Raw genomic sequence first — 18997 nt, forward strand, 5'->3', positions numbered from 1 at the left:
CCGGAGTCTACCTCACTTCATCAGCGGGATCGAGAACTCCGCACCTTCCTTGACGCCGGACGGCCAGCGCGAGGTGACGGTCTTGGTCTTGGTATAGAACCGCACCGAATCCGGGCCGTGCTGGTTGAGGTCGCCGAAGCCGGACTTCTTCCAGCCGCCGAAGGTGTAGTAGGCGATCGGCACCGGGATCGGGACGTTGATACCAACCATGCCGACATTCACTTTCGCTGCGAAGTCGCGCGCGGCGTCGCCGTCGCGGGTGAAGATCGCGACGCCGTTGCCGTAGTCATGGTCCGACGGCAGCGCCAGCGCTTCGGCGTAGTCGTGGGCGCGCACGACGCTCAGGACGGGGCCAAAAATCTCTTCCTTGTAGATCCGCATGTCGCGGGTGACGTTGTCGAACAGACAGCCGCCCATGTAGAAGCCGTTCTCGTAGCCCTGCATCTTGAAGCCACGGCCGTCGACGGCGAGCGTGGCGCCTTCCTGGACGCCGATCTCGACGTAGTTCTTGACGCGCTCCAGCGCCTCCCTGGTCACCAGCGGACCGAAATCGGCGGACGGATCGGTCGACGGCCCGATCTTCAAAGCCTCGACGCGCGGGATCAGCTTTTCCATCAGCCTGTCGGCGGTGGTCTTGCCGACCGGCACCGCGACCGAGATCGCCATGCAGCGCTCACCGGCCGAGCCGTAGCCGGCGCCGATCAGCGCGTCGACGGTCTGGTCCATGTCGGCGTCCGGCATGATGATGGCGTGGTTCTTGGCGCCGCCGAAGCACTGCGCGCGCTTGCCGGTGGCCGCGGCGCGCTCGTAGATGTATTGCGCGATCGGCGACGAGCCGACGAAGCCGACGGCGCGGATGTCGACGTCGTCCAGAATGGCGTCGACCGCCTCCTTGTCGCCGTTGACGACGTTGAGGATGCCGGGCGGCAGGCCGGCTTCGAGCATCAGGGCGGCGAGCGCCATCGGCACGCCGGGATCGCGCTCGGACGGCTTCAGGATGAAGGCATTACCGCAGGCAATTGCCGGGGCGAATTTCCACATCGGGATCATCGCCGGGAAGTTGAACGGGGTGATGCCGGCGACGACGCCGAGCGGTTGCCGCATCGAATAGATGTCGATGCCGGGGCCGGCGCCCTCGGTGTATTCGCCCTTCATCAGATGCGGAATGCCGCAGGCGAATTCGGCGACTTCGAGGCCGCGCTGGATGTCGCCCTTGGCGTCGGGGATGGTCTTGCCGTGCTCGCGCGCCAGCAGCTCGGCGAGCTTGTCGTAGTCGCGCTGCACCAGGTCGAGGAACTTCATCAGCACGCGGGCGCGGCGCTGCGGGTTGGTGGCGCCCCATTCCGGCTGCGCGGCACTGGCGTTTTCGATCGCGGCGCGCATCTCGGCGCGGGTCGCGAGCGCGACCTTGGCCTGAACCTCGCCGGTCATCGGCTCGAACACGTCGGCGAAACGGCCGGATTGTCCTTCGACCTCTTTGCCGCCGATGAAGTGCCCGATGGTGCGCATCCGTTCCTCCTGAAAGGCTGTTTTCTGGACTTCCTTGAACAGCCTTTTTCGGGCTTTGGGAAGGGCCTGCGCGCGACCGACGCCTGCCAAAATGCAACCCTCGCGGCTGGTGCGCGCCGGCAGCGTCCGGCGCGGACGGACGGCGATCAGCGCCGGGGAGCGGCTTTGGTCCGGGTTCGGGACGGCGCCGCCGCCGCGGGTTTCCGCGCCGCGCGCGGTCTCGCCGGCGCTTTCGGCGCCGGTTTTGCCGGCATGGCGCCGGCCAGAGCGGCGTCGCGGCCGGCTTCGAGGATCGCGTCGGACAGTTCCCCGCTGCCGGCGACACGGGCCATCAGCAGCGCCCCCATCATCGTGGCGAGCGTCGCCATCGCCTGCTTGCGCGCGGCCTTCGGGCTCGCGTCGGGAAATCGCGTCGCCATCGTCGCGATCATCTGCTCGAGCTTGGCGGCGAAGGCGCGGCGCGTCTTCGGGCTCTCGCGGGCGATCTCCGCGCCCAGCGCCGGCACCGCGCAGCCGCGGCCGGGGTCGTCGCGATGCGCCGCAGAGAGGTAGTTGTTGACGACGATCGCCAGCATCTCGCGCGGCGGCGTGTCGTCCGCGAGCTTGCGCCAGCGTTCGTTGGCGCGGTCCATCGCGTAGGCGAAAGCCTCGATCACCAGTTGCTCGCGCGAGGAGAAATGCGCGTAAAACCCGCCATGGGTGAGGCCGGCGTCCTTCATCAGGTCGGCAACGCCGATGCCGTGGGCGCCCTTTTCGCGCAGCCGCACGGACGCCTTCCGCACGATCCGGGCATGGGTCTCGAGCTTGTGTTCCTTGGAATAGCGCATCGGGTCCGATCAGATGTTCCTGATCATATCATAGCGCGATCCGCCGGGAATGCCATCGCGAAAGGACTGCTCGCGCTTGACAAAGGCCGCGCTCGACCGGGACATGCGCGGCGGGGAAACGGAAGGTAAAGCCATGCGGATGATCAACTCCCATTGCGGCGTCGCCGACGACGATCGCGGCGTGGTCCGGCTGACGATCTGCGGCGCCGGTCCGCTCAACATCCTGAACTCCAAAGTGATCGAGGCGGTTCGCGAGGGCGTCGCACAACTCGCGGCCGACGACGCGATTCGCGTGCTGATCGTCGCCGGCGAAAGCGACCGCAGCATGATCGGCGGCGCCGACATCAAGGAGATGGCGACGCTGGATCAGGCCTCGGCCGAGCGCTTCATCACCGGGCTCGCCGATCTGTGCGAAACGATACGCACCGTGCCGTACCCGGTGATCGCGCAGATTTCCGGCTGGTGCCTCGGCGGCGGGCTGGAAGTCGCCGCCGCCTGCGACTTTCGCGTCGCGGCCGCCGACGCCAAATTCGCGATGCCGGAGGTGCGGGTCGGCATCCCCTCGGTGATCCACGCCGCGCTGCTGCCGCGGCTGATCGGCTGGAGCCGCACGCGCTGGCTGCTGATGACCGCCGAGACGATCGATGCGCCGATCGCGCTGGACTGGGGCCTGATCGACACGATCGCGCCGCCGGACGGGCTCGACGACGCGGTCGAGGGCCTGGTCGCGTCGCTGCTCGCCGCCGCGCCGCAGGCGCTGCGGGCGCAGAAGGCGCTGCTGACCGCCTGGCACGACATGCCGCTGCGCGAATCGGTGGAACACTCTGTCAAAGTGTTCGGCCAGTCCTACCTCACCGGCGAGCCGCAGAGACTGATGGGCGAATTCGTCAGCCGCAAGCGCTGACGCGGGCGACATCACAGCCTGTTGCGCTGCAGCGGATTGCAAACCGGGCGATCCATTATATGATCTGCATCATATTGAAGCGGCCGGCGCCGTTCTCGCTCTCCCCTGCATCAGGACCCGACGCATGATCTCGACCTGGCTGTCCGCCGCCCTCGCCCGCCGCGACATCCATTATGGCTGGGTGATGGTCGGCGTGACCTTCCTCACGGCGCTGGTCTCGGCCGGCGCGGTCGGCGCGCCGGGCGTCTTCATCCTGCCGCTGCAGCAGGAATTCGGCTGGACCACCGCGGAGATTTCCTCGGCGCTGTCGATCCGCTTTCTGCTGTTCGGGCTGATGGCGCCGTTCGCGGCGGCGCTGATGAACCGCTACGGGCTGCGCAACGTCGCGCTCGCCGGGCAGGTGATCATCGCCGCGAGCCTGATCGGCTCGGTGGCGATGACGCAGGTGTGGCAGCTGGTGGTGCTGTGGGGCGTCGCGGTGGGCATCGGCACCGGGCTGACCGCGATGGTGCTCGGCGCCACGGTGGCGGCGCGATGGTTCAACCATCGCCGCGGCCTCGTGGTCGGCATCCTCACCGCCAGCGTCGCCACCGGGCAATTGGTGTTCCTGCCGATGTTGGCGAAGCTCACCGAACTCTACGGCTGGCGCGTCGCGCTGATGCTGTTGTGCGTCGGCCTCGGCATCGCCGCGATGGGCGTGCTGCTGATGATGCGCGACCGGCCCGGCGACCTCGGGCTGCGGCCGTTCGGCGATACCGGGACCGAGCCGCTGCCGCCGCCCCCGCCCGCCAACGCCCCGATCATGGCGGCGGCGCTGGGCGCTCTGCGCGATGCGGCGAAGACCCGGGTGTTCTGGATCCTGTTCGCGACGTTCTTCATCTGCGGCGCATCGACCAACGGCCTGATTCAGGTTCACCTGATTCCGCTATGCGCCGATTTCGGCATTCCGCAGGTGCAGGCGGCCGGGCTGCTCGCCGCGATGGGGATCTTCGATTTCGTCGGCACCATCCTGTCGGGCTGGCTGTCGGACCGCTACGACAATCGCTGGCTGCTGTTCTGGTATTACGGCTTGCGCGGGCTGTCGCTGCTGTTCCTGCCGTTCAGCGACTTCACCTTCTACGGATTGTCGCTGTTCGCGATGTTCTACGGCCTGGACTGGATCGCCACGGTGCCGCCGACGGTGCGGCTCACCGCGCAGAAATTCGGCCCCGAGCGTGCCGGGCTGGTGTTCGGCTGGATCTTCGCCGGCCATCAGCTCGGCGCGGCCACCGCGGCGTTCGGCGCCGGCCTGTCGCGCACCGTGCTGCTGAGCTACCTGCCGGCGTTCTTCGTCGCCGGCGCGCTGTGCATCATCGCGGCAGCGATCGTGCTGACGATCAGCAAGCATCCGCGGCCTGCCGCGGCGTAGGAAAACCGTGAATCAGCTCATGGTTCGAGACGGCGCTGCGCGCCGCCTCGCCATGCGGGCCGTGGTGCGCGCCTCACCGTGAGGGGCGCGAGAGTGGATCAGGCCGGAACCTGACCGTGTCGACGCCGCTCGTCCACAGCGCCGAGGCTGCGCGGGTCGGTTCGTCGGGCCGTGGTCGCCGTCCGGCCTGTCGGCTTGCCCGCGCCGGCTGCCATCAGCCCGCCATCGGCGTTCTGGATCAACGCATCGATCGCCGTGCTGAGACGCAGCAGCACCGGTGCCACCTCGTCGTGGATCCGCTGCTCGTCGTACATCGCCGCCAGCAGGCCGATACTCACCACGACGTAGGTCTGGTATTGCGGCGACCACATCGGGACGGCGATGCCGTTGATGTGCGGGCTGAGCAATCCACAGGAAATCACGTAGCCGCGCTCGCGCAGCATCGTGCGATTGGCCTCGAGGCGCTCGCGCAGCAGCGGCGCGTGCTGGGGAAATTCGCGTTCCATCTCCGTCAGCAGGGCATTGGCGGCATCCGCTTCGAGCGCCGCGGCGTAGGCATGGCCGCCGGCGGTCTGCGTCATCGCGATGCGGCTGCCGGTGGTCGAATTCAGGCCGAGCGCGTGCGGCGCCCGGGCGTATTCGAAGTACACCAGATGAAAGCGGTCCGGGATCAGGAAGCCGATCGTGCCGGGGATCTGGTCGGCGACTTCCTGCAGCCGCGTCCGGATCAGATTGCGCAATTGCAGCCCGCGCATCATCGCCGTGCTCATCGCCACTGCGCTCGGGCCGATGCGATATTTCTGGTCGCGCGGCAGATACACCAGCTGCCCCATCCGGGTCAGGGTGTGGGTCAATCGCGACACCGTCGAGCGCGGCAGTCCGCAGCGATTGGAAATTTCGAGATTGCCGAGCCGGGCTTCGGCCCCCTCGAAGCAGCGCAGCACGTCGAATGCGCGCGACACCACCTGAATCACATCGCTTTCGCCGGCGAGGTCACCGCTGGCCTGTCTGCAGAGCCGTTCCGAGCGTCGTCCCATGTTGTTTTTCCCGCGTGGTTCTTGATGCCAAATGCACAGCGACGGGAGCGCCCATCAGCCCCGTCACGGCGCACATTTTTTAATTTCACTCTGCGGAATGAAATTCCACTTGCCGACGAAGCTACATCACGCGATCAGCGCCGACAACCACAACAAGCTGGAGGTTGCGGCACCTTCCCAGCCAGTCGACGCAAGATTTTCCCGAGCTGCCGCGGGGTGGAATTCAGCCCGGATGGGGACGAGGAACACGCCGCCCACCGTCATCCTGCTCTGCCTCGCAAGCCGCATCGGCCTCACGCGCGCAGCCGGGCGCCGCGGCTTCGCTGCTGGCCGCGTTGCCGGGCGGGAGGCCGCCCGGCCATGACGGCCGGCTACGCAGGTTCGGCGACTTATTGCCGCATCTTGCAGCGACCCCTCGTGCCGGCTGATCCGTCGACGGCTGCAATCAGACGCTGTGAAACACCACGGCGTCGACCACCACGCAGCCCTGGCCCTCGCTGCCGAGCATCACCGGATTGAGGTCGAGACTCGCCACGCGCCCGGCGGGGTCGAGCATCACTTCGCCGACCTTCAACACGGCGGCGACGAGCGCGTCGAGATCCATCGGCGGCTCGCCGCGCACGCCCTCGAACAGCGGCGCGATCCGCAGCGAGCGGAGTGCGTCGCGCACGTCGTCCGCCGTGAACGGCGGCAGCAGCAGTTTGGTATCCTTGAAGATCTCGACATATTTGCCGCCGTCGCCGACCATCACGACCGGCCCGAACACCGGGTCGCGATGCGCGCCGATCATCATCTCGCGGCGCCCCCCGGCCATCGCGGCGACGATCACGCCGTCGAAGCGCGATCCGTTCTTCGCGATGATCTGCTCCATCTCGGTGAAGATGTCGCCGGTGGTATCCGCCGAATTGACGCCGACCCGGACCAGGCCGAGCTCGGATTTGTGGGCGATGTCGGCGGAACAGCCTTTCACCACCACCGGCCCGCCGATCGTCGTGAACGCCGCGACCGCCTCGTTGCGCGACAGGCACAGCCGGTGCGGCACCACCGGAATGCCGCGCGACGCCAGCAACGCGAGGCTGTCGGCCTCGTTGAGCATCAGCATCTGCGCGGACGCCGCGGAAGGCGTCTCGTCGGGCGCGGATGCCGCGCGTCGTGCGCGCGTCTTCGCCATTAGTTCGCGGTGCGCGAGGAACTGATGCAGCGCCGTCACCGCCTCGACCTCGGTCGGAAACACCGAGGTGCCGTTGGCGGCGAACGCCTGCGCCACGCTCGGCTGCGTCGCCGCGACCACCAGCGGCTTGCCGGTCTGCTTGGCGAACGCCGCGGCATCGCGCGAAAACGCCGGCACGTCGTAGCCCGGCCCCGCCACCGGCACGCCGATCAGAAACGCATCGGCGGCGGGGTCTTCCGCGATCACCGGCAGGATGTCGCCGAACAGCGCGCTGTTCGACAGCAGCGCGGCGGTCAGATCGATCGGATTGGTCGTCGTCGCGAAGCTCGGCAGGATGCCCTTCAGCTTGGTGTCGGTCTCGGGCGCCAGCTTCGCCATCGGCATGCCGACGGAGGTTGCGGCATCCGCGGTGAGCACGCAGACGGCGCCGGAATTGCTGATCGCCACCAGCCGCCGGCCCTGCGGCTTCCAGCCCTTGAGATACAGCTCTGTCGCCTCGACCAGCCCGCGCATGTCCGGCGCGCGCCAGATGCCGTGATGCGCGAAGAACGCGTCGACGACGCGATCCTCATTGGCCAGCGCGCCGGTGTGCGATTGCGCCGCCGCCTTGCCGGCCTCGGTGCGGCCGGACTTCAGCGCGATGATCGGCAGATCGCGATCGCGAGCGATCGACGCCAGCTCTTCGAGATAGCGCTTGTCCGGGATGCTCTCCAGATACAGCAGCATCAGCTTGACTTCGGCGTCCTCGGCGACCGCGCAGGCGAGTTCGCCGACGGTGATGTCGGCATCGTTGCCGGTGGCGTGGGTGTGGCGGACGCCGATGCCCTTCTGGCGCAGGAAGCCGACCGGCACCGTCGACAGCGCGCCGGACTGGCTGAGCATCGCGACATGGCCCTTGGCGTCTTCCGCGGCGCGGTCCATGTCGACGAACATCGTCGAGAACGACGCGATCGCGCCGGTGCCGAAATTGGCGAGCCCTTGCGAATTCGGCCCGACGATGCGCATGCCGGCCTTGTGCGCGGCCTCGACCATGCGGCGCTCTTTCGCCTTGCCGTCGACCGCATCGACCTCACCGAAGCCCGACGCCATCACCACCGCGATCTTGACGCCCGCGGCGGCGCAATCCTCGACCGCGGCGATGGCGTTGTCGCCGGCGACCGCGACGATCACCATCTCGGGCGCCTCGGGCAGGTCCTGCAGCGACGCGTAGCTCTTGTGACCCTGGATCTCGGGGCGGCTGGGATTGATCGGGTAGATCTTGCCCTTGAAGCCGAACTTGCCGAGGAAATGCACCGGCCGGCCGCCGACCTTGTTGGGATTGTCCGACGCGCCGATGATGGCGACGGATTTCGGATCGAGGGCGGCGCGGAGACGGCTCATGCAGGGGTCCTTTCGAAGAACGGAACGAGGCGGCCTGTGAACCGCGCATAGCGCGCAGTCACCCGGTCGCCGATGGCGAGATCCTGGGCGCCGTGCGCCATCATGCGGAAACCTTCCGCGGTGTCGATCAGAACGATCTTGAACGGAACATGTTCACGCGCCTCCGGCGTCGCGGCGCGGTGCACCAGCGTCGCGGCGTGGACGACGCCCTCGCCGCCGGCGCGCAGCGTGGCGAGATCGTTGCTGCCGCAGGCGGCGCAGAAGTCGCGGCGGAAATATTGCACGCCGCCGCAGGCGGTGCAGCGCTGATAGCTGATCGCCTCGATGCCCGCGGTCCAGTCGGAGGTCATCGCCGGTTCGCTCATCGCACCCGCTCCAGGAACATGCTGACATGCGACGACAGCACGCCGCCGTCGCCATGCAGCAACGCCAGCGAGGCGTCGCGGACCTGACGCTCTCCGGCCCGGCCGGTCATCTGCAGATGGGTCTCGACCAGATGCGCCATCGCGCCGCCGACGCCGCAATGGCCGTAGGACAACAGCCCGCCATGGGTGTTGAGCGGCATCGCGCCGGCCTGCGAGAAGTAGCCGTCGCGGGCGCGCGCCGCCGCCTCGCCGCGGCCGGCGAGACCGAGGTCTTCCAGCAGCATCAGCAGCGTGATGGTGAAGCTGTCATACACCGCAGCGTAGTTCACATCGGCGATCGCCGCACCGCTCGCAGCTTTGGCGCGCGCGATCGACAGCTCCGCGCCGGACGGGCCGTCCGCCGGCATCGCGGTGACGTGCTGATGCGTATGCGCCTGGCCGCAACCGCGGACCTTGATGCGATGCTGCGTGGTCGGCTCGCGGCTGACTATGAGCGCGGCGCCGCCGTCCGACACCGGGCAGCAATCCAAGAGCTTCAGCGGCGTCGCGATCGGCTTCGACGCCATCACCTCGGCGACGCTGATCGGATCGCGGAACTGCGCGCCGGGATGCGTCGCCGCATGCGCGCGCATCAGCACCGCGAATGCGGCGAGGTCTTCCTCGGTGACGCCGTGCTGGTGCATGTAACGCCACGCGACGAGACCGTAGTAAGCCGGGATGGTCGGGCCGAGCGGCACTTCGTAGACCGGGTGGCCGACCTGCGCCAGCGCCTGCACCGAGGCGTCGCGACTCTGGCCGCTCAGCCGGTTCTCGCCGCCGACCACCAGAATGTTCTTCGCCGCGCCGCTCTCGACGAGCTGATGCGCCAGCATCGCCATCGCCATGCCGGTGGCGCCGCCGACCTGCACGGCGTGGCAATAGCTCGGCCGGATGCCGAAATGCTCGGCGAACACGGTCGCCAGCATGATGTGCGGCATCGTCGTCGAATAGCCGCACAGCAGTCCGTCGATATCGACGCGCGTCAGCTCCGCATCGGCGAGCGCCTGCTCGGCAGCGTCGCGCATCAGCGATAGCGTGGTTGAACCGTCGATCCTGCCGAACGGCGTGAGGCCCGTGCCGGTGATGTAGCTCATGGCGCATATCCGCCGCTTGGCAATAACCTCTCGTTCGTCATTCCGGGGCGCCGCGCAGCGGCGAACCCGGAATCCATAACCACCGTCAGGGAGTGTGGATTCCGGGCTCGCGCCAAGAGGCGCGCCCCGGAATGACGAACGAGAAGCTGATGACGACCGACTCCCCTCCCCCTTGCGGGGAGGGGTCGGGGGTGGGGGTCCGCAAGCACTGAGCGCGTCGCTACCCCCGACCCTCCCCCGCAAGGGGGGAGGAAGAAGAGGCGCCGTTGCACCCGCAGCGCCGAGCCAGGGGAGTTGTTAGCACCACGCGTCATCTCAGCTCGCCGCCTTCGCCGCGGCCGGCAGCTTCAATGCCCCGCATTCCGCGAGCGCCGCGATCTCCTCGTCGCTATAGCCGACCTCCCCAAGTATCTCCGCGCCCTGCTCGCCCAAACGCGGCGCCAGGCGCTGGCGCTCCACCGGGGTCGCCGACCAGGTCGCCGAGACCTTCATGTCGCGGATCGGGCCTTCGCTCGGATGCGCGACGACGGGGAAGAAATCGGTCGCCAGCAGATGCGGATCGTCGAGCATGGTTTCGAGATCGTGCATCCGCATCGCCGGCACGTCAGCGGCGTCGAGCAGCTCGGTCCACTCTGCCGTCGTGCGGGTCTGAAAGATCCGCGCCAGCTCGGCATAGACCACGTCGATGTTCAGCGCTCGCCGCGCGAAGCTGGTGTAGCGCTCGTCGGCCAAAAGATCGTCGCGGCCGACTGCGCGCAGGAAGCTGACCCACTGCTTGTCGTTGTAGACCATCGCGCAGATGTAGCCGTCGGCGGTCCGGTACGGCCGCCGGTCCGGCGATAGATGCCGCGCATAGCCGCCGCGATCGAGCGGCGGCTCGTAGGTCAGTCCGCCGAGATGATCGCCCATCACGAAGCTCGCCATCGTCTCGAACATCGGGATGTCGACGCGCTGGCCCTGCCCGGTGCGGTCGCGATGCACCAGCGACGCGCAGATCGCGCCGACGGCAGTGAGCCCGACGACGCGATCGACCAGCGCGTTCGGCACGTAGCGCGGCATGCCGTCGCCGATGCGCGCATTCAGCGCCGGCAACGCGGTGGCGCCCTGGATCAGATCGTCATAAGCCGGCTTGGCCGCATACGGCCCGTCCTGGCCGAAGCCGAACAGGCCGGCATAGATCAGCCGCGGGTTGATCGGCGCGACATCATCATAGCCGAGCTTCAGCCGCGCCATCGCCTGCGGGCGGACGTTATAGACCAGCACGTCGGCGCCGGCGATCAGCCGCAGTGCGGCGTCGCGACCGGCGGCGTGTTTGAGATCGATGCAGATGCTGCGCTTGCTGCGGTTGGCGTTGAGAAACACCGGGCCCATGCCGGGATGGCGCGCGGGGCCGATCTGCCGCGTGACGTCGCCGTCGGGGGATTCGATCTTGATCACGTCGGCGCCGTAGTCGCCGAGCATCTGGGTCGCATAGGGCCCCATCAGCACCGACGTCATGTCGACGATCTTCACGCCCGCAAGTGGCCCCATCGTCGCGATCGCTCCCCGGTGCGGATTTCGGCGCTCTCCGCGGCGCCGTCGTTCCGGTGTAGCGTGGAGCAATCAGGCAGATCAAGCTGGCCCACGACATGGCGCCCTGCGGCCCCGCGCAAGGCCCGAGATGTTCCGCGGCACGGAAACGTCGCGCGAGATCATTGACCGCGGCCAGCGATGTCCTCATTGAGCAGCGACCCGGACAGCCGCGATCCCGCCCGCCGAGGCCAGATGACGACGCATCACAAGATATTCTCTGCGACGCCGTCGCTGCCGGCGATGGGGATCGGCGCGCTGTGGCCATCGCCGGGCTGGGACGCGGAGCGCGGCTTTCCCGAATTCAGCTTCATCTGGCGCGACTACCGCATCAGCAAGCAGGCGATCGGCGCGCTGCAACGCATCGCCGGCCGCGCCGACGCCGCCGCCACCGACCGGCTGCTGCTGCTGGCGCCGCACGTCACCGGCTTTCGCCTGACGCTGGCGATGCTGATGCATCCGCGCTGGCCGCTGCCGATCTGGCGCGCGCTGCAGCTGCGCAACCGGTTGACCCGCAGCGGCGAGATCAAGGTCGCGTATCCGTCCGATCTGATCGCGCGGGCGACCGCCTGGCGCGTGCACGACAAGGGCATCGAGCTCGACATCCACGCGCAACTGCTGCAGGGCGACGATTGCCCGTGGGAAAGCATCACGACGTTCTATTATCGCGGCCGCTTCGCGCCGCAGTTCTCGCGCGGCGCGGCCGAGGGCGCCGCCTTCGCGTCGCCCGTGGTCGACGCCACGCTGCGGCCGGTCGCGCATTGGAACGTCGAGGGCGATCGGCGGCTGCGCTGGGCGCGGCTGACCGGCGACGCCAATCCGCTGCATCTGCTCGACGCCTATGCGCGACGGACCGGCTTCGCCGCGGCCTCGGCGCATCCGCAGCGGATCGCCGCGCAATGCCTCGGGCACCTCGCGCCGACACAGGCGCCGATGCGGCAGCTCGACCTGTGGCTGAAAGGCCCGGTGTATTACGGCCGCGACGTCACGCTGCGGCAGGCGCACGCGGCCGACAGCGACGATTTCGCGCTGTGGGTCGACGGCGACGAGCGGCCGGCGATGGTGGGGCGGCTGTCGGGTGCGATCTGATCGGAGTTCGTCCGCACGGCGTTAGCCGTCACCCTGAGGTGGCCGCGCAGCGGCCCTCGAAGGGCGACGGCGGGATGCGAGCCTGCGGCAGTCATCCTTCGAGGCTCGCTGCGCTCGCACCTCAGGATGACGGTCAGGACTTGCTTCGGCGGATGACTACTTCACCATCTTGCGCAGCTCGGTCTTCAGCACCTTGCCGTAATTGTTCTTCGGGAGCGCCTCCAGATAAACGTAGCGTTTCGGGCGCTTGAAGCGCGCGATGGCATCGCGGCAATGCGCGTCGAGCGCGGCATCGTCGGGCGCGGAGCCCTCGGCCAGCACGACGCAGGCGACGACGTTCTCGCCCCATTCGGGATCGGCGACGCCGATCGCGGAGACCTCGCGCACCGCGGGATGCGTCAGCAGCGCTTCTTCCACCTCGCGCGGATAGATGTTGGTGCCGCCGGAGATGATCACGTCCTTGGAGCGGTCCGACAGCGTGAGAAAGCCGTCGTCGTCGAGCCGGCCGACGTCGCCGGTGCGCAGCCAGCCGTCTTTCAGCGTCTCGCCGTTGGCGTCCGGATTGTTCCAGTAGCCGCGCATCACGGTCGGGCCCTTGGCCTCGATTTCGCCGGTCTCGCCGGCCGGCAACACCTCGCCGTCGGCGCCGGTGATCCGCACCGACAGCGCGCTCTGCGCGGTGCCGACCGAGGCCAGCCGCTGCAGATAGCGCGGATGATCGACATCGGCGTGCAGCTCGCGCTTCAGCGACGTGATCGCCATCGGCGACTCGCCCTGTCCATAGATCTGCACGAAGCGCTGGCCCATCACGTCGAGCGCGTCGCGGATGTCGGCGAGATACATCGGGCCGCCGCCGTAGACGATGGTGCGTAGCCCCTCGCCTCGCTCGCGCGGCGCCTGGCCGCCTCGACCAGACGCTTGATCATCGTCGGCGCGGCGAACATCGCGACATTGCCGAGCTGTTTGCCGAGATCGAGCACCTCGTTGGGATCGAACCCCTTCGACGGCGGCACCACGTGACGCGCGCCGAACCTGGTGTGGATCATGTTGTAGAGCCCCGCGCCGTGCGAGATCGGCGCGGCGTAGAGCGCGGCATCGTCGGGCGACACCGCGTCGACATCGGCGAGATAGCACAGCGACATCGCGACCAGATTGCCGTGGCTGAGCATCACGCCCTTCGGCCGGCCGGTGGTGCCGGAGGTGTAGAACAGCCAGGCGAGATCGTCGTCCTCGCGCGCGACAGGCGCCGCCGGCCCTCCGCCGCTGCGGGCGCGGATGTAGGCGTCGCTGTCGAGCGCCAGCGTCGCCATGCCGGCCGGGAATTCGCGCGCGGCCTCGTTGAAGGTGTCCGCCGTGTCGTCGCAGATCAGCGCCAGCCTGGCGCCGGAATTGCTGCAGATCCACGCCGCCTCGCGGCCGTGCAGCTTGGCGTTGATCGGCACCGCCACCGCGCCCGCCCACCAGATGCCGTACAGCGCCTCGAGATACTGCGTGCAATTATGCGCGAACAGCGCGACGCGATCGCCGGGCGCGACGGCGTAGTCCTGCTGCAGCGCTGCGGCGAACGAGGCGGCGCGCGCCGCAAAGGCTGCGTAGTCCGCCTCGATGGTGGTGCCCGTGAGCAAGGCGGGCGCAGCCGGCCGCAGCCTTGCGATCGCGGCGAGCCATTGCGCCAGATTCATCGCGCGCCTCTCAAGTGAATTTGGACGAAGGGGTCGTTGATGCCGACTCACTCACGCGTCATGGCCGGGCTTGTGCCGGCCATCCACGTCTTCGATGCGGAGCAACCTTCAAGACGTGGATGCCCGACACAAGGCCGGGCATGACGAACGAGCGGCCATTACTTATTTCGCCGGCTCGAGGACCGAGACATAGTTGGCGACGGCGGCGCCGCCCATGTTGAAGATGCCGCCGAGCTTGGCGTCCTTGATCTGCATGCCCTCCGGCGCCTGGCCGAGCAGCTGCATCGCGGTCAGCACGTGCATCGACACCCCCGTGGCGCCGATCGGATGTCCCTTGGCCTTCAGGCCGCCGGACGGATTGATCGGCAGCTTGCCGTCCTTCTGGGTCCAGCCTTCCTTGATGGCGCGGGCGCCCTGCCCCTTCGGCGTCAGCCCCATCGCTTCGTATTCGATCAGTTCAGCGATGGTGAAGCAATCGTGGGTCTCGACGAAGGACAGATCATCGAGCGTGACGCCGGCGTCGGCCAGCGCGCGCTGCCAGGCCACGGTGCAGCCTTCGAATTGCAGGATGTCGCGCTTCGACATCGGCAGGAAATCCTGCGCGTGCGCCCGGGCGCGGATGTTGACGGCCTTGCCCATCGCCTTGGCGTTCTCGGCGCTGGTCAGCACCAGCGCGGCGGCGCCGTCGGAGACCAGCGAGCAGTCGGTGCGCTTCAGCGGCCCGGCGACGAACGGGTTCTTCTCGCCCTCGGCGCGGCAGAACTCGAAGCCGAAATCCTTGCGCATCTGCGCATAGGGATTCGCCACGCCGTTGTGGTGGTTCTTGGCCGCGATCATGGCGAGGGCGTCGGACTGGTCGCCGTATTTCTGGAAGTATCGTTGCGCGATGATGCCGAACACCCCGGCGAAGCCCGCGGGCGTCTCGCCGTCTTCCGGCAGATAGGAGGCGCGCAGCAGGTTCTTGCCGATTTCCGGCCCCGGCGTGCGCGTCATCTGCTCGACGCCGACCACCAGCACCACCTTGGCGGCGCCGGCCTCGATCGCGCGGATGCCCTGATGCACGGCGGCGGAGCCGGTGGCGCAGGCGTTCTCGACGCGGGTGGCGGGCTTGAAGCGCAACGCCGGATCGGCCTGCAGCACCAGCGCGGCGGTGAAATCCTGTGGCGAGAAGCCGGCGTTGAAATGCCCGAGCACGATTTCATCGACATCGCCGGCGGCGATGCCGGCATCGGCGATCGCCTCATTAGCGACGCGGACGATCATGCTCTCGACGGTCTCGGCGTCGAACTTGCCGAAGGGCATATGCGCCCATCCAACGATGCTGGCGGTCATGGCGTTTCTCCTCGATCCGGTTGCTGGTTTGGCCGGAATATAGGACGACCGTCAGCCAAAAGCATCCCCCTCGTCAGCATGGAGGCGTGGCGCCGGGCGAAGGTCGGATACCGCCCCCGTTTTCGTCATTGCGAGCGAAGCGAAGCAATCCAGGGGCTCCGTACACGGCGCTTCTGGATTGCTTCGTCGCTTCGCTCCTCGCAATGACGCCTTGGGCAGTGGCGGCTACTTCACGAATGCCCCGCCCCGTTCGTCCTCGATGTGAATCCGGATGATGTCGTCGAAGCTCTGTTCCGCCGTGGTGAAGCCAAGCGCGCGCGCGCGGTCGGTCGCAAAATTGCGCGGCCAGCCGGCGACGATGCCGTTGATCACCGGATCGGGCTCGCGCCTGATCCTTGCCACGACGCCTTTGCCGGCGACGCGTTCGAGCGCCGCGATCTGTTCGCCGACGGTCGCGGCGAGGCCCGGCATCGACAGATTGCGGCGCGGGCCCAGCGTCGCCGTGTCCATCGTGCCGGCATGGAGCAGGAAGCCGACCGCCGAGCGCGGCGAGGCGTGCCAGTGCATCACCTCGTCCGACACGGGGAGCACCGCCTCGTGGCCGCTGAGCGGTTCGCGGATGATGTTGGAGAAGAAGCCGGACGCCGCCTTGTTCGGCTTGCCGGGGCGGACGCAGATCGTCGGCAGGCGAATGCCGACGCCGTCGAGAAAACCCTTGCGCGTGTAGTCGGCGATCAGCAGTTCGCAGATCGCCTTCTGGGTGCCGTAGCTGGTCAGCGGCGCCGACAGAAATTCATCGCCGATCCTGTCGGGAAACGGCGCGCCGAACACCGCGATCGACGAGGTGAACACCAGCCGCGGATGATAGTCGTCGCCCTCGGCGCGGATCGCGTCGATCAGATGCCGCGTGCCGTCGAGATTAATCCGGTAGCCCTTGTCGAAATCGGCCTCGGCCTCGCCGGAGACGATCGCGGCGAGATGAAAGATCACGTCGGGCCGATGCGCCACCAGCGCAGCCGCTTGCTCCGGCTCGGCGAGATCGCTGGTGATCGTCGTGATCGGCATCGCCGCGTTGGCGGGCTTGGCCGACGCGACCACGTCCTGCAGCGTCATCCGCGTGATCTCGCGGCTGCCGAGGCGGCCATCGGCGAGCAAGCGGTCGGTGAGTTTGCGGCCGACCATGCCGGCGGCGCCGAGGATGAGGATGTGCAAGGTTGATGTCCTTTGACGTTGTCATTCCGTGGCGCGCGAAGCGCGAACCCGGAATCTCTCTTCAAGGTGAGGTGCTAACGTGCTCGTTTCAGATTCCGGGTTCGCGCGGCGCGCGCCCCGGGATTACGGCCTGAGATGCTGGGCGTACTTATCATGCCTTGATGACTCGTCACCATCCTTCGAGGCTCGCTGCGCTCGCACCTCAGGATGACGCTGTGGTTGGAGCCGTCACCCTGAGGTGCTCGCCCGCTCGGGCGAGCCTCGAAGGGCGGCGGCATGTTCTGCACGAGCGACTATTCCTTCACCGCCCCGGTCATCGCCGACACGTAGTGCTCGACGAAGAACGCATAGAGGATCACCAGCGGCAGCGAGCCGACCAGAGCGCCGGCCATCAGCGAGCCCCATTTGTAGATGTCGCCATCAACGAATTCGTTGACGATCGCCACCGGCACGGTCTTGTTCGGCGTCGACTGCAGGAAGGTCAGCGCGTAGATGAACTCGTTCCAGCACAGCGTGAACGAGAAGATGAAGGCCGAGATCAGCCCCGGCACCGCCAGCGGCACGATGATCTTGGTCAGGATCTGCCAGCGCGAGGCGCCGTCGATCAGCGCGCATTCCTCCAGCTCGAACGGGATGGTCTTGAAATAGCCCATCAAGAGCCAGGTCGAGAACGGGATCAAGAGCGTCGGATACACCAGGATCAGCGACAGCGGCGAGTCGAACAGGCCGTAGGCCTGGATCACAGAAGCCAGCGGAATGAACAGGATCGACGGCGGCACCAGATAGGCGAGGAAGATCGCGCCGCCGACGCTGTCGGCGCCACGGAAGCGCAGCCGCACGATCGCATAGGCCGCGAGCACCGAGGCGATGATCGACAGCGTGGTCGCGGCCGCGGCGACATACATCGTGTTCCACAGCCAGCGCGGATATTGCGTCTCGAACAGCAGCTTCGAGATGTGCTTCAGCGTCGGCTTGACCACCCAGAACGGGTTGTAGGTGTCCATGTCGATCAGCTGCTCGTCGGGTTTGATCGAGGTCAGCGCCATCCAGTAGAACGGGAACAGCAGGATCACGACGATGATGAACAGCGGCAGATACAGCGTCACCAGCCGGCGCGGCAGCGACTCCAGATAGCTCATGCCCTCGCTGTCGTCGTCCTTGGCGACGGTCGCGGCCTTGACGGCGAGGCGCGGATCAGACGCGGTGGTCTCAGTCATTGTCGGTTCCTTGCTGCCACTTGCGGCGCTGCATGCCGAACCACGAGATCGCGATCGCCGCGAGCAGGAACGGGATCATCGCGGTGGCGATCGCCGCGCCCTCCCCGAGCCGCCCCGAGAGAATGCCGCGCTGATAGCTCAGCGTCGCCATCAGATGCGTGGCGTTGACCGGCCCGCCGCGGGTCAGCGCCCAGATCAGCTGGAAGTCGGTGAAGGTGAACAGCACCGAGAACGTCATCACCACGGCAATGATCGGCGTCAGCAGCGGATAGGTGATGTAGCGGAAGCGCTGCCACGAGGTGGCGCCGTCGAGCGTCGCGGCCTCGTACAGCGATGGCGACACCGTCTGCAGCCCGGCGAGCAGCGTGATCGCCACGAACGGCACGCCGCGCCAGATATTGGCGAAGATCACGGATGCGCGCGCCCATGTCGTGTCGCCGAGGAAATTGATGTTCTGGTCGATCAGGCCGAGCTTGATCAGCGACCAGGAGATGATCGAGAACTGCGAATCGTAGATCCACCAGAACGCGATCGCCGACAGCACGGTCGGCACGATGAACGGCACCAGCACCGCGGCGCGGATCATCGCCTTGAACGGCATGTGCCGGTTCAGCAGCAGCGCCAGATACAGCCCGACAGCGAATTTGATGGCGCTGGCGACCGTCGTGTAGAGGATGGTGTTGAACACCGACAGCCAAAAGATCGAATCGTCCCACAGCCATTCGTAGTTCTCGATGCCGACATAGACGCCGTCACGGCCGATCCGTGCGTCGGTGAAGCTCATCCAGACGCCGAGGAACAACGGATAGGCCAGGAACAGGATCAGGAACGCCGCCGCCGGCATCATGAACCACAGCGCCAGCCAGTTGCGGTTGGTCGAGAGCCGCTGCCACGCCGACGCGCCGCCATGCGACCGCGAAGGCCCGGAGGTCTGGATGGTGGTCATTCACAACTCCGTTCGGCCATCATCGGCCGACTGACAGAACTAACGACCTCAGGTTCGTCATTCCGGGGCGCGCCTCTTGGCGCGAACCCGGAATCCATAACCACCACCGGGAGTATGGATTCCGGGTTCGCGCTACGCGCGCCCCGGAATGACGAATTCATGGCCTCAATTTCCGCCTCACAGAAAGATCAGGGCCTCATGGTTCGAGACGCCCGG

Annotated in this window: 14 protein-coding genes and 1 pseudogene; 3 read left to right on the top strand and 12 right to left on the bottom strand. The window is 67.4% G+C overall.

Annotated elements, in window-relative coordinates; all coding sequences use genetic code 11:
- Positions 1-12 precede the first annotated feature (12 nt).
- Both ACTZWT_RS07950 and ACTZWT_RS07955 read right to left on the bottom strand, forming a co-directional pair.
- The gene (locus ACTZWT_RS07950; RefSeq protein WP_444769107.1) at positions 13-1509 is read right to left on the bottom strand and encodes a CoA-acylating methylmalonate-semialdehyde dehydrogenase; all 1497 of its coding nucleotides are present in this window, start codon (positions 1507-1509) and stop codon (positions 13-15) included.
- Positions 1510-1655: 146 nt separating this feature from the next.
- Positions 1656-2336 (bottom strand): TetR/AcrR family transcriptional regulator, encoded by a 681-nt coding sequence (locus ACTZWT_RS07955; RefSeq protein ID WP_444769108.1) that lies wholly within the window; start codon positions 2334-2336, stop codon positions 1656-1658.
- Positions 2337-2469: 133 nt separating this feature from the next.
- On the opposite strand from ACTZWT_RS07955, the gene ACTZWT_RS07960 reads away from it, so the two are divergent.
- A complete protein-coding gene (locus ACTZWT_RS07960; protein WP_444769109.1) occupies positions 2470-3240 on the top strand; it encodes an enoyl-CoA hydratase in 771 nt (256 codons plus the stop codon).
- Positions 3241-3364: 124 nt separating this feature from the next.
- Positions 3365-4648, top strand: coding sequence for an MFS transporter (locus ACTZWT_RS07965; protein ID WP_444769110.1), 1284 nt, complete (start codon positions 3365-3367; stop codon positions 4646-4648).
- Between the two features lie 98 nt (positions 4649-4746).
- On the opposite strand, the gene ACTZWT_RS07970 is transcribed toward ACTZWT_RS07965, so the two are convergent.
- The 5 genes from ACTZWT_RS07970 to ACTZWT_RS07990 form a co-directional block, all read right to left on the bottom strand.
- Positions 4747-5685 (bottom strand): IclR family transcriptional regulator, encoded by a 939-nt coding sequence (locus tag ACTZWT_RS07970; RefSeq protein ID WP_444769111.1) that lies wholly within the window; start codon positions 5683-5685, stop codon positions 4747-4749.
- Between the two features lie 445 nt (positions 5686-6130).
- Positions 6131-8236 (bottom strand): acetate--CoA ligase family protein, encoded by a 2106-nt coding sequence (locus ACTZWT_RS07975; RefSeq protein WP_444769112.1) that lies wholly within the window; start codon positions 8234-8236, stop codon positions 6131-6133.
- Positions 8233-8601: a Zn-ribbon domain-containing OB-fold protein gene (locus tag ACTZWT_RS07980; RefSeq protein ID WP_444769113.1), complete on the bottom strand. Its 369-nt coding sequence runs from the start codon at positions 8599-8601 to the stop codon at positions 8233-8235. The genes ACTZWT_RS07975 and ACTZWT_RS07980 overlap by 4 nt, the downstream gene beginning before the upstream one ends.
- On the bottom strand, positions 8598-9734 hold the full coding sequence (locus ACTZWT_RS07985) for a thiolase family protein (RefSeq protein WP_444769114.1): 1137 nt from the start codon (positions 9732-9734) through the stop codon (positions 8598-8600). The genes ACTZWT_RS07980 and ACTZWT_RS07985 overlap by 4 nt, the downstream gene beginning before the upstream one ends.
- Positions 9735-10049: 315 nt before the next feature.
- Positions 10050-11264 (bottom strand): CaiB/BaiF CoA transferase family protein, encoded by a 1215-nt coding sequence (locus ACTZWT_RS07990; protein WP_444769115.1) that lies wholly within the window; start codon positions 11262-11264, stop codon positions 10050-10052.
- A gap of 234 nt (positions 11265-11498) precedes the next feature.
- Between ACTZWT_RS07990 and ACTZWT_RS07995 the strand changes: the two genes are divergently transcribed.
- Positions 11499-12392: an acyl dehydratase gene (locus ACTZWT_RS07995; RefSeq protein ID WP_444769116.1), complete on the top strand. Its 894-nt coding sequence runs from the start codon at positions 11499-11501 to the stop codon at positions 12390-12392.
- 156 nt (positions 12393-12548) lie between these two features.
- Here the strand turns inward: ACTZWT_RS07995 and ACTZWT_RS08000 are convergent.
- The 5 genes and pseudogenes from ACTZWT_RS08000 to ACTZWT_RS08020 form a co-directional block, all read right to left on the bottom strand.
- Positions 12549-14074, bottom strand: a pseudogene (locus tag ACTZWT_RS08000) (AMP-binding protein).
- Positions 14075-14236: 162 nt separating this feature from the next.
- Positions 14237-15406 carry an acetyl-CoA acetyltransferase gene (locus tag ACTZWT_RS08005; RefSeq protein WP_444769117.1) on the bottom strand — a complete coding sequence of 390 codons (1170 nt, stop codon included), beginning with the start codon at positions 15404-15406 and terminating at the stop codon, positions 14237-14239.
- Between the two features lie 225 nt (positions 15407-15631).
- Positions 15632-16618, bottom strand: coding sequence for a D-erythronate dehydrogenase (denD, locus tag ACTZWT_RS08010; protein ID WP_444769118.1), 987 nt, complete (start codon positions 16616-16618; stop codon positions 15632-15634).
- Positions 16619-16911: 293 nt separating this feature from the next.
- Complete coding sequence (locus ACTZWT_RS08015) at positions 16912-17835, bottom strand: carbohydrate ABC transporter permease (RefSeq protein WP_444769119.1); 924 nt, start codon at positions 17833-17835, stop codon at positions 16912-16914.
- A complete protein-coding gene (locus ACTZWT_RS08020; protein WP_444769120.1) occupies positions 17828-18781 on the bottom strand; it encodes a carbohydrate ABC transporter permease in 954 nt (317 codons plus the stop codon). The genes ACTZWT_RS08015 and ACTZWT_RS08020 overlap by 8 nt, the downstream gene beginning before the upstream one ends.
- Positions 18782-18997 lie beyond the last annotated feature (216 nt).

This window comes from Rhodopseudomonas sp. NSM, from assembly GCF_052445935.1.
Lineage (GTDB): Bacteria > Pseudomonadota > Alphaproteobacteria > Rhizobiales > Xanthobacteraceae > Rhodopseudomonas.